1 protein-coding gene and 1 pseudogene are annotated in these 1499 nt (G+C 30.7%); both read left to right on the forward strand.

All coding sequences use genetic code 11. The features are described from left to right. A partial coding sequence (locus L8D11_RS05330; RefSeq protein WP_236870633.1) for an alcohol dehydrogenase catalytic domain-containing protein occupies positions 1-523 on the forward strand: 523 nt, incomplete at its 5' end. Positions 524-535: 12 nt separating this feature from the next. Then, positions 536-1018: pseudogene (locus L8D11_RS05335) on the forward strand (zinc-binding dehydrogenase); the annotation flags it as partial. Positions 1019-1499 lie beyond the last annotated feature (481 nt).

Here is a 1499-nt window from a genome sequence, read left to right on the forward strand (position 1 = left end):
CTTACTCTTCTCTATACGTTCTTCTGCTTCTCTTACTAAAAATGACATTTTGCCTCCTCTTTCGTATGTACTTATCTTTTCATTCTATCATATATGTTTCTTTCTGCCTATTATGCAATGGTCTTTCCCTGGTGAAGGGCAAATATTAGTTAAAAATATAGTAGCTGGAATTAATGAGGATGACGTTTCGATCAATGTTCCAGGGGACAAACGATTTATTATTCCAGGTTATAGTGCAAGTGGAGATATACTACAAGTTGGGGCAAATGTAACAGGTTTTAGATCTGGGGATTCTGTTGCCTATTTTACTAGAAATATGGGGTGTTACCAGGAAAATTCAATTGTTAATGCAGAAGATCTTATAGCAGTTCCTGAAGAAATTTATCAAAAAACAGCTGGAGCCACGTATTTTGCTGGAATGATGGCACATTCTCTTTTAAAGAGGGTCTATATAATCGGTTCGAAGTCAATAGTTTTAATACATAATATATCCTCTGGTATTGGCTATATATTAGCTCAGTGAGCAAATGATTTAGGAGCTATTGTTATTGGTAGTGTTGATAGTGATAACAAAAAAGCTTTTGCATTAGAATATGGTTGCAGAGCAGTGGTTAATTACCAATCAGAAAACTGGGAACAAGAAATCATGGAGTTTACTAAAGGGTATGGTGTAAATATTATTTATGATTCATTAGGTGATATAGTTCATGATAAAAACATTGCATGTGTGACTAAAATGCGGATTCTAGTTTATTATGGTGCAAGGTTAAATCAGATGGCTAATTTTGACATCAATAAGCTTGCTGCCAAATCTTTATATATTACATTTCCATCAATTTTTGATTATAAAAGCAATAAGATGGAAAGGGTATTATGTGCGGATGAAGTTTTTGAAATGATTAAGGCTGGAAGAATTAAAATTAAAATTTGTGATGAATATAGTCTAGATAATATAGGTCAAGCTTACGATAAAGTGAAAAGTAATGATATTATGGGTTCGGTATTAATAAATATTTAATAATTTATTTGAATATAGAAGTATTAATTTGGAGCCATCATGTTATACCAATTTCCTAAAATAACTTAACATTTAAATTTAGTCTTTTTGGTGATTTTTCACATCATCTTCGCCATGTATCCAGATACCTTAGGCTCAAATGCTATAAAAAAATCTCTTAAAAATACTAATTTATCTATCAAGTTATTTTAGGGAATTGGTATTAATGGTAATTTAGGAGTGTAAAGAAGGGAAAGGCTAAGGAGTTGGGGGAGAAGGTTTGGAAGGAATTTTCAAAGTTACATAATGAACATAGTGTTATTTTTATAACAAAGTTTTTTATAAATTAACAAAAATAAAATATATAATAGAGTGAATATAGTGGACTGAAAAATCAAGACAAAATTTTGAGAATTTTGCTTCCTATTATTAAGCAGCATTTTTCAATGCCTCTAAATAAACATTCATGGGCTTTTTATAGCCAATGCTAGAATGAAATCTT

It is taken from the genome of Candidatus Bandiella numerosa (assembly GCF_021811875.1).
GTDB classification, from domain to species: domain Bacteria; phylum Pseudomonadota; class Alphaproteobacteria; order Rickettsiales; family Midichloriaceae; genus Aquirickettsia; species Aquirickettsia numerosa_A.